Source organism: Massilia sp. DJPM01, assembly GCF_030348125.1.
Taxonomy (GTDB): domain Bacteria; phylum Pseudomonadota; class Gammaproteobacteria; order Burkholderiales; family Burkholderiaceae_D; genus Telluria_A; species Telluria_A frigida.
Genome location: NZ_JAQOZV010000019.1, coordinates 60,553 through 74,335, shown reverse-complemented (window position 1 = coordinate 74,335; position 13,783 = coordinate 60,553). Strand labels below are relative to the sequence as shown.

The following is a 13,783-nucleotide window of genomic DNA, read 5'->3' as shown; positions in this document are numbered from 1 at the left end:
CGCCGGTAGCCGCCCCCCTCTTTCCTTCAAGCCCAGTTAGGACGCCCATTGCGACGTTTCGACTATGACCAGGGCGCGTCCGACAAATTCCGGGAAGTCGACCAGGACGGCTGCGATGTCCATGTCCGCTACGGCAAGGTGGGCGCGGCGGGACAACGGCAAACCAAGACCCATCCGGACCACGCCACGGCGGCGGCGATGGACAAGCTGATTCGCGAAAAAACCGGCAAGGGCTACGCTGAAAGCGGCGCGGCGCCCTGGCTGGCGGTCGAGCCGCTGGTCGACATCTCGCCCGAGGTGGCGGCGCTGGCGATGCCGTCGCGCCGGTTTCCCGGCGTAGCGCGCGACATCGACATCTGCGCCGAACGGGACAATTCAGGCTACTCTATCTACGACAATTACAGCGAGGGCGACATGCTATTGCGTGAGCAGGCCTCGACGTGCTGGCCATGATCGGCAGCGACACCGCCCTGATGCTCCTGCACGGGATCGCGCAAAAGGTCAAATTCCAGGCACTGCAGCACCACGCCTACGACAAAATCGGCGAGATCGCTGCGGCGCTCGAACTGAGCACCGAGGAACTGGAAGAGCGCCTGGTGCCCGACCTGGACCTGGACCCACAGGGCGAAATGCAGCTCGACTTCGGCTCGCGCCAGTTCCGCGCCGGCTTCGACGAGGCGCTCAAGCCTTGCCTGCGCGATGCGCAGGGCGCACGCCTGGACCAGCTGCCCAAGCCGAAAAAGACCGACGACGCCGAACTGGCGGCAGCCGCCGTGGAGCGCTACAAGCTGCTCAAGAAAGACGCGCGCACCATCGCCGCCCAGCGGGTGCTGCGCCTGGAACAGGCGATGTGCGGGCGGCGGCGCTGGACGGTGCAAGCCTTCCGTGACTTCCTGGCCGGCCACCCGCTGCTGCGCCACCTGGTGCTGGGACGGCGCCGTGGTCAGTACCGGGCGTCTGCTTGGCCTGGCCGAACGGGGCTGGCACCGCGACATCGGCAGCGGCGGCGAAGCGTTTGAATTTTCAAGGTGGCTCGGCCAGGGCAAGGTGGCGCACGTGCACATCGCACCGGGCCTGACGACAGGGCTGATCAACGCTGACAAGGCGCAGACGCTGGTCAGGCTGGTTCTCGAACACTACAGCGTCGACGCGGGCGCGCGCTTGTCCGCGCTGGACCCGGTCGTTGTCGGCGAATTTATCCGGGTGATGGAGCAGTTATGCGCATGAGCGGACCATTGACACACTATACAGGCAGGTAAATGATGCGGCGATTTGAATTTAATGATGGCGTTTCCAGCAAATTCTGGGAAATCGAACAGGCCGGCGACGCCCTGCATATCGGCTTCGGCAAGATCGGCACGGCCGGACAGCGCCAATCCAAGAACCACGCCGGCGCAGCCAGGGCGGCGGCGGCGATGGCTAAGCTGATCGGCGAAAAAACCGCCAAGGGCTACGCTGAAACCAGCGCAGCGACGGCCGCCGTGGCGACGGCCGCCGCGGCCACTCCCGCTGCGGTCAAGGCCGTGGCCCCGAGGGCTGCGCCGGTTACGCCGGCGGCGCCGGGTGACGCGCCGCCCTGGCTCGACGCCGATCCGCAGTTCGAGTTAACGCCCGCACTGGCCGCCCACGCCCTGCCCTCGCGCCGCCACCCCGGCCCGCCGCCGAGCACCGACGGCGACGCGCGCTGGGCGCTGTTCCTCGAGCGCGTGCGCGCCCATTGCGTACTGCGGGCGACCGGCTGCGACGCCAGTTTGAAGGAGGGCGTGATCGAGGCCATCACCCGCATCGCCAAGGGCAAGCGGCTTGGTTCACCAGCGTCCGATGTCATCCTGCTGGCCACGGAGATCATCAACGAAAAACAGCGGCCAGCGTCCGAAGGCTGCCCGTTCATCGATGTGCTGGTCGCCGACAAGGGGCTGGCGTACGCCTTCGATATCCTAATCATGCTGCAACGCGTCGGCATCGAGGAACAGAGCCGATGGAGCGCCGAGTCGTGGAACAAGGTCGAGACCAGGGAAGCCGGTCCCTTTGCGCTGTACGGCCTCACCCAACTGGGGTTGCGCGCCCACCTGGCGCACGCCCCGCAGGCGCTGTGGGAGCAAGCGGTACAGCGCGCGCGCGAGGCGGCCGGGGCGCTGCCCTCGCGTTCCCTGCCGCTGCTGGCCGCGCTGCTGCCGGACGCGCCGCAACTGGCTAACGAACTGGCTCTGATGCTGGCGCCCGAACCAGACTATGAAGGCGGCCGCTGGTGGTGCTGCAACTACAGCTGGCTGATCGCGTACGCCACATCGCCCGAGGCGCGCCAGGCGTTGCGCCTTTGGCCACCGCACCAGCGCCTGTCGCCGCGCGACTTCGACAGCTCCTTGATGAGCGTGGCCACCGCATTGCGCGACCGCGGCCCCGAAGCGCTCGAAGCGCTCGAAGGCGGCCGGGGCGCGGACGCCGCGCAACAGGCCCTGGCCTGCATCGGTACGCCGGAAGCGCTGCGCGCACTGGCATGGGGCTATGGAGAAAATTGGTTCACCCATATGTGCGCGGCCGGACAGCGATGGCCCGATGCTGCCATGGCGGCGCTGAGCGAATTGATTGGCAAGGACCACTGCGGACCGGGCGGCGCGCGTGCGGCCCTGGCCAGCGTCGTGGCAACCCACGCGCACCGCGTGCCCGCCCTCAAACCATGGATTTCGGCGCCGGCGTGGGAAGTGCTGTCGGTCGCCGCCGCCCAGTACCTCGGGGGCCGCGACTGTGCGGACCCGAGCGAACTGCCGCTGGTGCTGGCCGCGCCGCCGTGGCGCCAGCCGGCCATGCAAGAAGCGCAGCCGTTTGCGCTCGCAGCCTTGGCGCTCGATCCCGTCGTACGCTGGAGCGAGGCCGAACGCGAACGCGTCGCCGCCGACGGCTACCGCTACCAGGACTACCTCGTTCGCCGTCAATATCCGATGGCGGGCGCGGTGCGGGCGGTCGATGACATCGATACCGACGGCAGCCTGGCGCCCTGGGTCGACTGCCTCGATCCGAACGAATGCCTTCAGGAGCAGGCGCGCGCGATCGCGGACTTGCCGGCACCGATGAATGCGCGCGTATGGAACGCGCTGGCGCACATGGGCATGACGCGCCCGGGCTACGCCATCGCCCGGCTCGGCGTGGACGCCCTGCCGGCCTTGGTCGACATGTTCACGTCGGCGCCAACGAGGGAAATGGAATATGTACAGTACTTCGGCGCGGTCGACCTGGCCGCGCCGGTGGCGCGCGCGTATGCGACGCTCAAGAGCAAGGCGCTGCTGGCCCAGGCGCGCGCCTGGCTGCTCGATTTTCCCGAGCACGCCGCCTGCGGCCTGATTGCCCCGGCCCTGGGCCAGGCGGGAGTGGAACGCGACCATGCGCGCCAATCCCTGCGCGTGCTGGCCGCCGCCGGCCATGCCGACCTGTTGCTGGACGTGGCCGCTCGCTACCGCCAGCCCGACGTCAGCGCCGCCATGCGCGCCATGCTCGGCCAAAGCCCGCTGCAGCGCTACCCGGCCAGGATCGGCAAGCTGCCGGCCTTCTGGACTGCGCTGGTATGGACCCGTCCCCTGCTGGCCGCCAGCGGCAAGGCCCTGCCGGATGACGCGATGGATGCGATTGGCGTCATGCTGCGCTTCCCGCACGCCGACGGTGTGTATGCCGGGGTCGGCGAACTGAAACAAGCATGCACGCCCGATTCGCTGGCCGCTTTCGCCTGGGACCTGTTTCGCGCCTGGACTGACGACGGCGCCAAGGGCAAGGAGATCTGGGCGTTCCACGCACTTGGCCTGCTCGGTAACGACGAGAGCGCGCGCAGGCTTACCCGCCTGCTGCGCGACTGGCCCGGCCAGGGCCTGCATGCGCGCGCCGTTGTCGGCCTGGACGTGCTCGCGCTGATCGGCAGCGATATCGCCCTGATGCTGCTCAACGGCGTCGCCCAAAAACTCAAGTTCAAGGCGCTGCAGGACCGCGCGCAGGAAAAGATCAAGGAAATCGCCGAAGCGCGCGGCCTGGCGAGCGACGAACTGGAAGACCGCCTGGCGCCCGACCTGGGCCTGGATGAACAAGGCGCCCTGCTGCTCGACTTCGGCCCGCGCCAGTTCCGGGTCGGCTTCGACGAAACGCTCGCACCATTCGTGCGCGCGGCCGACGGCAAGCGCAGCGCCGACTTGCCCAAGCCGAAAAAGAGCGACGATGCCGATCTGGCGACGGCGGCGGTCAAGCGCTTCAAGCTGCTCAAGAAGGATGCGCGCACCATCGCCGGTCAGCAGGTGCTGCGGCTGGAGCTGGCCATGTGCGCGCAGCGGCGCTGGCCGGTGCGGGTGTTTTACGATTGCATGGTCGCGCACCCGCTGGTGCGCCACCTGGCCCAGCGCCTTGTATGGGGCGTGTACGACGCCAATGGCGGCCAGTTGCAGGCCTGCTTCCGGGTCACGCCGGAAGGAGCGCTCAGCGACGCCAATGACGACGCCTTCGTGCTGGCGCAAGACGCGGTCGTCGGCATTGCCCACGCGCTCGCGCTGGCGCCAGCCGACGCCGACGCCTTCGCCCGGCTGTTCGCGGACTACGAGCTGCTGCAGCCATTCGCGCAGATCGGCCGTGACACGTACACCCTGGACGACCTCGAAAAGAAGCATCATGCGCTCGGCCGCTGGAACGGCACGGTGGTTCCCACCGCAAGCCTGCTCGGCCTGCTCAACCAGGGCTGGCGGCGCGGAAAAATGCAGGATGGCGGCACGATCTGGCAAATCGTCAAGGTCCTCGGCAGCGGATATACCGCGACACTGGATTTCGCACCCGGCATCATGGTTGGCATGCCAGGCGACAGCGCGGAACAAACGCTTGGCGGCGTTGTGATCGCGTGCGCGGGCCAAGCAGGCATGCGCCCCAGCGTGCCGTTGGCGTCGCTCGATACAGCGGCCACCAGCGAACTGATTCGGGAACTAGTGCGACTATGCGCATGAACAGCCACTTACGACACAATACAAACAATGAACCATCCTCAATCGCGCGATAGCGCAAGCGGCGTCCTGGCGCCCTGGCTCGCAATCGGCCCACTGGTCGATCTTCCCGCCGCACTGGCGGCCGAAGCGCTGCCCTCGCGCCGCTTTCCCGGGCCGGCGCCCTGCCCCGACACCGGCGCCATCTGGGACCGCTTCATCGCGGCGGCGCGCCAGCACTGCGCGCTCGACCCGGCCGGTTCGGACGACCTACACCTCGTGCGCGAGGCGGCCGCGCGCATCGCCAGCGGCGAACGGCTCGGTTCGGCAGCCTGCGATGCGGTGCTGCTGGCGCTCGAACGCCATCTGGATTTTCCTTATCTGCCGCTGATCGGTGGCGCCTCCCTGATCGACGTGCTGGCCGCCGAGCGCGGCCTGCCGCATGCGCTCGAAGCACTGATCGGCATGGAATGCACCGCCATCGAGTCGACCAGGGCTGGCCATGGCGTGCGCGCCGCATCCGACCCGCGCGGCTGCCTGCGTAACGACATGTACGACCCCACCGAGATGACGCTGCGCAGCTACCTCGCGCTGGCGCCCGACGACGTCTGGGAAGAATGCGTGCGCATCGCCCATGCCGCGATCGAGCGTCTGTACACCTGCCGCCGCCCGCTGCTGGCGGCCTTGCTGCCCGACGCACCGCACATCGCCGACGCCATCACCCTGACGCTGCAGCCGCCGCCAAGCTACTATGGCCTCGACTGGCTGTCCCAATATGGATGGCTGCTTGCCTACGCCACGTCGCCGGAAGCGATGAAAGCGATCCGTAAGTGGCGCAACACGTGCCACGCCGCCGATATCGACTTTGGCCGCTCGCAGCAAGCGCTTGTGACGATCGTGCGCGATCGCGGCGTCGATGCGGTCGACGCCCTGAAACACGGGGCGATGCATGAAGAAGCGGCGGCCATGGCGCTGGCCTGCATCGGCACCACCGAGTCGCTGACCGTATTGGCGCTGGCATGCGAGCACGGCGAGGCGCAGTGCGCGCGCTTTGCGCTGGCGGCCGAACGCTGGCCGCAGGCCGCCATTGCGGTGCTGAGCGAATTGATCGGCAGGGACCACTGCGGCCCGGCGCGCGCGCGCCGCTTCCTGGCCGCGCTGGTCGCGCGGCATACCGCCAGCGTGCCGGCTTACCAGCCGTGGCTCTCGCCGCGCGCATGGAAGGTGCTGTCCAACGCCGCCGCGCACTACCTCACCGTGCGCGATATCGCGGCCGCATCCGACCTGCCGGCCATCCTGGCCAACCCGCCATGGACGGCGAAAAAGAAGAAAGCCGCGCCGCCACTGACGCTGGCGCCCTTGCCGCTGGCCCCAATCATGCGCTGGAGCGAGGAGGAACGCGCCCGCCTGCGCAAGCAGCCACGCTACACGGTCAGCTCTTACAAGAGCGAGCCGGACCCGCAGGTGTCGGCCGAGGCCACCGCCCACGCCGAGGCAGCGACCATCATCGGCGCCTGGCTGGCCTGCCTTGCCGGCGGCAAGCACCTCAACGACGCCGCGCGCATGATCGCCGATCTGCCCGCGCCGCTCAACGCGCAGGTCTGGAACGCCGTCGCGCAGGTCGAGGTCAATCTGCCCGGCTACGCGATTGCAACCCTTGGCCTGGAAGGGCTGCCCGGCCTGGTGAGCATGATCGAGCGGCGCCCGGCGCAGGACCTGGCGTATGCACGCCACTTCGGCGCCGTCGAACTGGCCGCGCCAGTGGCGCGCGCCTGGGCCACCCTGAAAAGCAAAGAACTGCGTGCATGTGCCGGCGACTGGCTGCTGGCGAACCCGGAACACGCCGCCAGCGGCCTGATTGCGCCCGCACTCGGCAAGCCAGGCGGCGCGCGTGACCAGGCCCGCAGCGCGCTGCGGCTGCTCGATGCGGCCGGCCAGCGCGCGTTGCTGCTCGACGCCGCCAGCCGCTATGATCAGCCAGCCGTGACGGGCGCCATGCACGCCATGCTCGATGAAGATCCGCTCGACCTGCACCCGGCCAAAATTACCGCCTTGCCGCCGTTATGGACACCGCATCTGTGGACCCGTCCTCTCCTGGCCGCAAGCGGCAAGGCGCTGCCCGACGCCACGCTCGACACGATCGGCGCCATGCTGCGCTTTCCGCATGCCGACGGTATCTATGCCGGCGTCGCCCTGCTCAAAGAAGCATGCACGCCGGACTCGCTGGCCGATTTCGCCTGGGAGCTGTTCCGCGCCTGGGTCGAAGATGGCGCGCAGCCGAAGGAAAACTGGGCCTTCTTCGCGCTCGGCCTGATCGGCAACGACGACAGCGCGCGCATGCTCTCGCCCCTGCTGCGCGCCTGGCCCGGCGAAAGCCTCAGCGCGCGCGCCATCGCCGGGCTGGATGTGCTGGCATTGATCGGCAGCGATATCGCCCTGATGCTGCTCAATGGGATCGCGCAAAAGGTCAAGTTCAAGGCACTGCAGGACCGCGCCCGCGACAAGATAGCCGCCATCGCCGAGGCGCGCGGCCTAAGCACCGAGGAACTGGAAGACCGCCTGGCGCCCGACCTGGACTTGGACGATCAAGGCACGCTGCTGCTCGACTTCGGCCCGCGCCAGTTCCGCGTCGGCTTCGACGAAACGCTCAAACCCTGCGTGCGCGACAGCGCCGGCACGCGCCTGCCGGATCTGCCCAAGCCGAAAAAGAGCGACGACCCGGCCTTGTCGGCAGCGGCGGTAAAACGCTACACGCTGCTCAAGAAAGACGCACGCACCATCGCCGCGCAACAGGTGCTGCGGCTGGAAATGGCGATGTGCGCGCAGCGGCGCTGGCAGCGGCAGGTCTTCATCGACTTCCTGGCACACCACCCGCTGCTGCGCCATCTGGTGCAGCGCCTGGTCTGGGGCCTGTACAGTGTCGAAGGCAATGCGCTGCTGGCGTGCTTCCGGGTCGCCTCCGACGGCATGTTCACCACGGCGGCCGACGACGCTGTCGACCTGCCGCCGGACCACGCGGCGCGGATCGGCATCGTGCATGCGCTGGACCTTCCCGCAGGCGATGCACAAGCCTTCGCCAGCCTGTTTTCCGACTACGAACTGCTGCAACCGTTCGCGCAGATCGGGCGCGACACCTACCGGCTGGACGACGCCGAAGCGGGCCGGGAAACCCTGGCGCGCTGGGACGGCAAGCTGGTGCCGAGTGGGCGCGTCATGGGCCTGGTGAACAAGGGCTGGCGCCGGGGACCGGTGCGCGACGGCGGCAGCATCTGGACCTTCACCAAGGCACTCGATGCCGCGCACCTGGCCGAGCTGCACATCACGCCGGGCCTGATCGCCGGGATCACCGGCGAATATCCCGAGCAGACCGTGGGCGACGTGCGGGTCGGGCGCGGCGACACATGGGGCGGTATCGGCCAGCCGGTTGCGCTGTCCGCGCTCGACCCGGTGGCGGTCAGTGAGCTGATACGCGACATGAACAATCTGTGCGCATGAGACGGCGCCGGCACTAATTTACATTCAGGACACGCGATGCGACGATTTGAATACAGTGATGATGTTTCGAGCAAATTCTGGCAAGTCGACCATGCAGGCAGCGATCTCCATATCGGCTTCGGCAGGATCGGCAGCGCCGGTCAGCGCCAGTGTAAAAGCTACGCCGACAGCGCCAGCGCCGGTGCCGCGATGGAAAAACTGATTCGCGAAAAAATCGCCAAGGGCTATGTCGAGACCAGCGCCGGGGCAGTCATCGAACCGACGCCGGCAGCGGGCGGGATCGCACCGTGTGCGGCCGCATCGCACAACGTGCCGGCCAGCCTGGAGGAGCTGCCACCGGTGCTCGCGGCCCCACCGTGGACAAAGCCCGCCAGGAAGAACCACACGATCCTGGCGCTCAAGCCACTCGCACTGGCGCCGATCGCGCGCTGGACGCCGGAGGAACGCCAGGCCATGTGCAGCACGACCCGATACGACGTCTCTCCCTATAACTGGCGCCGCTACGAGGGCCCGCCTGACGCCGAAGCAGCGATGGCGGTAGGCGATGTGGACCGTGTGGTGGCGCTCTGGGTCGATTACCTGGGGAACGACAAAATCGGCAGCTGCGTGGACAGCGTCACCGACCTGCCCGCGCCATTCAATGCGGCCTTGCTGACCGCCGTGGCAAAGCGGGAAATCAATTCGCCCGGCTATGCCATCGGCACGCTCGGCCTGGCCAGCGTGCCAGCGCTGGCCATCATGATCGAGCGCCGGCCCGCCATCGAGCTGCCGTATGCGAAGTATTTCGGCGCCACCGAACTGGCGTTGCCTGTGGCGCGCGCCTACGCCAGCCAGAAGAACAACAGCGCGCGCGATGCCGCTGTTGCGGTGCTGCGCCTGCTCGCCAGCGGCGGCCACGAAGCGGTGTTGACGCAGGTCGCCAGCCGCTATCGGCAGGAAGCCGTGGAAACGGCATTGCGCGCCCTGCTGGACGACGATCCGCTCGAACGTTTTCCGAGCAAAATCGCGCCGCTGCCAGCATTCTGGCAGCCTGGGAAATGGCCCCGTCCATGCCTGTTCAACGGCAAGGTGCTTCCCGACGCGGCGCTCGACGCCATCGGGGTGATGCTGCGCTTTCCCAGGTCCGACCATCCATACGCAGGCATCGATCAGGTACGGCAAGCGTGCACGCCATCGTCGCTGAGCCGCTTCGCGTGGGACCTGTTCAGCGCCTGGACCGCCGCAGGCGGCGACCCCGGTGAAAACTGGGCCTTCACCGCCCTGGGGCTGTTCGGCAGCGACGGCATCGCGCGCAAGCTCACGCCCCTGATCCGCGCCTGGCCCGGCGAGCAGCTCGATCCCGGCCTGATCGTCGGCATGCCCGAGCACGAGCCGGAACAGCGCTTGAAGGAAGTGCGCGTTGTGGACGGCGATACAGTCAACGGAAAAGCGGCACGTTACCCCCTGTCGACGCTGGGTGCCATCGTCGCCAGTGAACTGATACGCGACATGCAGGATCTGGGCGCCTGAGCGGCGCGACCACACTTTTATATTCAGGATGAACGATGCGGCGATTTGAATTGAGCGATGGCGTTTCCAGCAAATTCTGGGAAGTGAGCCGGGACGGCAGCGATGTCACGGTCTGCTACGGCCGGATCGGCACTGGCGGCCAGCGCCAGTGCAAAACCCACGCGGACGAGGCCATGGCCGCTGCGGCCCTGGCAAAACTGGTGCGTGAAAAGACCGCCAAAGGCTACGTGGCGACGACGTCCGGCGCATGCATGCAGGCGCCGCCGGCACCCATGCCCACCCCTGTCAAACCTGCGCCGAGCGTACCGGCGCCGCTACCGTCGCCACCGATGCCCGTAGCGCCCGCACCATCGCTCGTCGGCATGGCCGCGCCATGGCTGGCCGCTGGGCCGGCACTCGATATCCCGCCCGATATCGCCGCGCTGGCCCTGCCCTCGCGCCGCTTTCCCGGTGCGCCGCCACAGGGCGACGCCGAGCGCGCATGGGCGGTGTACCTCAAGCATGCGCGCCAATTCTGCCCAGCAGGCGTCGATATGTGCGATAAAGACCTGCGCGATGGCGTTGCCGAGGCCACCCGGCGCATCGAGCAGGGTTCGCGTGACGGCAGCCTGCTGTCTGACGCCATCATGTTGTCGGTCTCCGCGCGATTCCGACTGCCCTGCGATGGCAGCGACGGGTTTCCCTTCCTTGACTTCCTGGCCGCAGAAAAAGGATTGCCACATGCGCTGGAAGTGCTGCTGACAGCACTGGAAAACGTGGTGGCCGAGCAACTGCTCGACACCTCGGGCGCCGAGCCGGTCGCGTGCTGGCGGGTGCGCGCGCCGGGTGATGAAATCCACCGCTTGACGACAACCGAGCTGGCATTGCGACGGCACCTCGCGCACGCCAGCCAGATCGACTGGGACCGGTGCGTGCACCTGGCCCGCGCCAATGTAGTGCGCCTGCCGCCACGGCGGCGTCCCCTGCTGGCCGTTATCCTGCCCGACGCCACCGACCTCGCCGACCTGATACTGCAGAACAGCGCAAACCCGATGGATAACGTCTCCATGTGGATGAACCTGATGGCCGCTTCCCCTCTGGTCAGCATGGCGCTGATCTCGATCGGGGCCACTGGCAGCAGGCTGTCGGACGACGACGCCCACACTGCCCTGGCCACGCTGGTCCAGGAGCGCGGTAGCGGGACCATCGCACTGCTGCAAAGGTGCACCGAAACCGACCGGCTTGCCGAAGCGCTGATCTGGTTCGGCACGCCGGAGGCGATCCAGGCGCTGGGCCGCGACCTGATCCTCGCGGGCGACTATTTTGTGCGCCAGCGCAGCATCAATGCGCGCCTGCGCCTCCAGCGCGCCGTGCAGCGCTGGCCGCTGGCGTCAATTGCCGGCCTGGCTGAACTGATTGCCGCCGACCAGCAGGTTCCCCACCTGTTCCGCGCCATGCTGATCACACTCGCCTACGACCACGCCGACAACCTGGCCGCTTTCAGACCATGGATTTCGGCACCGGCGGCAGCCTTGCTCGACAGCCTGGCGCCGGACCATGCCAGCCACGCGCTGGCCGACAGTGCCGATCTGCCGCCCGTGCTGGCCAATCCGCCCTGGCTGGCGCCGCGCAAAAAAGCGGCGCCAGCCCTGTCGCTGGCAGCGCTGCCGCTCGCTCCTGTCGAGCGCTGGAGTGACGACGAGCGCGAGCAAATGCGCATGGACAAGCGCCTCACCATCTACCCCTATCTCGACCATACTCACAGCGCGCCGAGCCAGGCTGGCGCAGCCATCGCGGCCGGCGACGTGCCCGCCCTGATCGCCATATGGGAGCAGGCGGCGCGCAATCGCGAGTACTTCAGCGCTTGCGTGCGCATCATCGCGGACATGCCCGCGCCGTTCAGCCTGGCGGTATGGAATGCATGCGCCCAGCACCCGATCAATTCCCCCGGCTATGCGGTTGCCACCTTCGGCCTGCGTGGCCTGCCCGCCCTGGTGGCCATGTGCGAGCACCACCCGGCCGAAGCCTTGCGTTATACGCGCCACATCGGTGCGGTCGAACTGGGTCTGCCGATTGCGCGCGCCTACATGACACTGAAGACCAAAGCCATACGCGCCAGCGCGCGCGAGTGGCTGCTGGCGTATCCCGAACACGCAGCCTGCGCCCTGCTTGCGCCTGCACTGGGCAAGGCCGGCAGCGCGCGCGAACACGCCGCCGATACCTTGCGCATGCTGGCCGCCGCAGGCCACGATGTCCTGTTGATGGAGGTGGCCGCGCGCTACGGGCAACGGGCGGCCGGCACCGCGCTGCGCGCCCTGCTCGACCAACATCCGCTTGACCTCTACCCTGCCAAATGGGGCGCGGCACCGCAATTCTGGCGTCCGCGCGACTGGCCCCGCCCGCGCCTGGCCAGCAACGGCAAGGCACTGCCGGATGCGGCGATCGAAGCGTTCGGCGACATGCTGCGCTTTCCCCGTAACGAGCGCGTGTACGCCGGCCTGGCCCAGGTACAGCGGGCCTGCACGCCGGACTCGCTGACCACGTTTGCATGGGATCTGTTCCGCGCATGGGAGGACGATGGCGGCAGCGCGAAGGATAACTGGGCGTTTTCCACCCTCGGCATCCTGGGTGACGACGCCATCGCCAACAAGATCGGCCCCATGGTGCGGGCCTGGCCGGCCGAAGCCCTGCATGCGCGCGCTGCCGGCGGCGTCGAGGTGCTGGGCGCGATCGGCACCGATGCCGCCCTTCTGCAATTGAGCGCGATCGTGCGCCACTTCCATTCCGGCAGCCTCAAGGAAGCGGCGCGCGCGAAAATGGCGCAGATCGCCGAGGCGCGCGACATGACCCCCGAAGAACTGGAAGACCACCTTGCGCCCGACCTTGGACTGGACCAGCAAGGCGTCCTGCGGCTCGACTTCGGTACTCGCCACTTCGTGGTCGGCTTCGACGAAGCCTTGCGTCCCGTCGTGCGCGACCAGTATGGCACGCAGCTGTCGGATTTGCCCAAGCCCCGGCAAAGCGATGATGAGGCGCTGTCGCGCGCGGCAGTGGAGCGCTACAAGCAGCTCAGGAAAGATGCGCGCAGCATCGCCTCGCTTCAGGTAAACCGCCTGGATGCGGCCATGCGTACCCGGCGCCGCTGGAGTGTGGACAACTTCATGAAGCTCATCGCCGGCCATCGGCTGGTGCGCCACCTGGCGCAGCGCCTGGTGTGGGGTATGTATCGCGACGAGCGCCTGCAAGCATGCTTCCGGCTCGGTGCCGACGGTGCCCTCACCGATGGCGCCGACGATGCTTTCTTGCTGGCGCAGGACGACGGCATTGCCGTCGGCATCCCCCATCCGCTCGATATGCAGGGCGGCGACCTGGCCGCGTTCGACCAGCTGTTCACCGATTATGAACTGACGCAGCCGTTCACGCAGATCCACCGCGCGACGCATGCGCTCGACCCTGCCGAACTGGCGTCGGACCGGCTGCTGCGCTGGGACGGCATGGTGGTAGCAAGCGGCAGCATCATGGGCCTGGCGAACCGGGGCTGGCGCCGTGGCCGCACGCTCGAGCGCAGCTTCGTTCGCGATTTCAGCAAGCCCCTGGGCGATGGTCGCCTGGCCCAGTTGCAGTTCGAGCCGGGCATCGTGATCGCCGCAATGGACCAATATCCCGAACAGACCGTGCAACTGGTGCTGTTCGGCGACTCCGACCGGCATGGCAATGTCGACCCGGGCGTGCCGCTGGCCCAGCTCGACCCGGTGGCGGCCAGCGAACTGATTCGCGACATCGAACTGCTGCGCGCCTGATACGGCGCTCCTCCACTCACCATCTGCGCATGTTGACCATCTGCGCGTGTTGACCAT

General features: G+C 67.8%; 7 protein-coding genes. All 7 read left to right on the top strand.

Translation table 11 applies throughout. The annotated features are described in order from the left end of the window. Positions 1 to 48: 48 nt before the first annotated feature. The 7 genes from PO883_RS14335 to PO883_RS14305 are packed head-to-tail and all read left to right on the top strand — an operon-like array spanning position 49 to position 13,726. Entirely contained in the window at positions 49 to 453 is a 405-nt protein-coding gene (locus PO883_RS14335) for a WGR domain-containing protein (RefSeq protein ID WP_289310377.1), read from the top strand. Beyond that, positions 450 to 1,019, top strand: a complete 570-nt coding sequence (locus tag PO883_RS14330) for a DUF4132 domain-containing protein (RefSeq protein ID WP_289310399.1) — start codon at positions 450 to 452, stop codon at positions 1,017 to 1,019. The genes PO883_RS14335 and PO883_RS14330 overlap by 4 nt, the downstream gene beginning before the upstream one ends. Then, complete coding sequence (locus tag PO883_RS14325) at positions 940 to 1,227, top strand: hypothetical protein (protein ID WP_289310403.1); 288 nt, start codon at positions 940 to 942, stop codon at positions 1,225 to 1,227. The genes PO883_RS14330 and PO883_RS14325 overlap by 80 nt, the downstream gene beginning before the upstream one ends. A gap of 32 nt (positions 1,228 to 1,259) precedes the next feature. Further along, positions 1,260 to 4,967 (top strand): DUF4132 domain-containing protein, encoded by a 3,708-nt coding sequence (locus PO883_RS14320; protein ID WP_289310376.1) that lies wholly within the window; start codon positions 1,260 to 1,262, stop codon positions 4,965 to 4,967. Positions 4,968 to 4,994: 27 nt separating this feature from the next. Further along, positions 4,995 to 8,438 (top strand): DUF4132 domain-containing protein, encoded by a 3,444-nt coding sequence (locus PO883_RS14315; RefSeq protein ID WP_289310375.1) that lies wholly within the window; start codon positions 4,995 to 4,997, stop codon positions 8,436 to 8,438. 36 nt (positions 8,439 to 8,474) lie between these two features. Then, positions 8,475 to 9,947: a WGR domain-containing protein gene (locus PO883_RS14310; protein ID WP_289310374.1), complete on the top strand. Its 1,473-nt coding sequence runs from the start codon at positions 8,475 to 8,477 to the stop codon at positions 9,945 to 9,947. A gap of 35 nt (positions 9,948 to 9,982) precedes the next feature. Next, entirely contained in the window at positions 9,983 to 13,726 is a 3,744-nt protein-coding gene (locus tag PO883_RS14305; RefSeq protein ID WP_289310373.1) for a DUF4132 domain-containing protein, read from the top strand. The last annotated feature ends 57 nt before the right edge of the window (positions 13,727 to 13,783 follow it).

Excerpts from the sequence above, each read along its gene's own strand:
- PO883_RS14330 (WP_289310399.1), top strand. The coding sequence starts at position 450 with ATGATCGGCAGCGACACCGCCCTGATGCTCCTGCACGGGATCGCGCAA.
- PO883_RS14320 (WP_289310376.1), top strand. The coding sequence starts at position 1,260 with ATGATGCGGCGATTTGAATTTAATGATGGCGTTTCCAGCAAATTCTGG.
- PO883_RS14310 (WP_289310374.1), top strand. The coding sequence starts at position 8,475 with ATGCGACGATTTGAATACAGTGATGATGTTTCGAGCAAATTCTGGCAA.
- PO883_RS14315 (WP_289310375.1), top strand. The coding sequence starts at position 4,995 with ATGAACCATCCTCAATCGCGCGATAGCGCAAGCGGCGTCCTGGCGCCC.
- PO883_RS14305 (WP_289310373.1), top strand. The coding sequence starts at position 9,983 with ATGCGGCGATTTGAATTGAGCGATGGCGTTTCCAGCAAATTCTGGGAA.